At 35.3% G+C, this 564-nt stretch carries 1 protein-coding gene; it reads left to right on the top strand.

From position 1 onward, the window contains the following. Positions 1-178: 178 nt before the first annotated feature. Positions 179-564: carboxymuconolactone decarboxylase family protein (locus LB467_RS18700; protein ID WP_224475665.1), on the top strand; the 386-nt coding region annotated here is incomplete at its 3' end.

Below are 564 nucleotides of genomic sequence, written 5' to 3'. Positions count from 1 at the left end.
GATTTGAAGATGTACAAGCTTTTGGACGCTTCTTCAAAAACATGGAAAAAAAGTCTCCTTCAGGTTTTCGGAAAGGAACAATTGCCCACTCTTAAGGAAAGCTTACCTACTGTACAAATATACTACTGCTGCATCTTTGCATTGTCAAATAATTTATAACAATTAAAATTTAAAGATAATGTCAAATTTCACAGTTCCCAACAGAGGAGAAGTATCTGAAAACAATCAGGCAATATTTAATAATCTGGAGAGCGCGTTAGGTATGGTTCCTAACTTATATGCTGCCATGGCTCATTCTGAGACTGCCTTAGAAAATTACCTGGCATTTCAAAACAGTAAAACATCCTTCAGCAAAAAAGAAAAAGAAGTTGTTAACCTTGTTGTAAGTCAAATAAATGATTGTGATTATTGCCTGGCTGCTCATACTATGATGGGCGAAATGAATGGTTTTACAAGTGAACAAATACTGGAATTGAGAGCAGGAAAAGCATCCTGGGATATTAAAATCAATGCTTTAGCAAAATTATCTTCAGCTATTGCCCAAAGAAAGGGAATCAATGTAGC

Source organism: Salegentibacter tibetensis, from assembly GCF_020164485.1.
Lineage (GTDB): Bacteria > Bacteroidota > Bacteroidia > Flavobacteriales > Flavobacteriaceae > Salegentibacter > Salegentibacter tibetensis.
The sequence above is the reverse complement of the archived record's forward strand: the minus strand, read 5'-3'. Positions and strand labels throughout refer to the sequence as shown.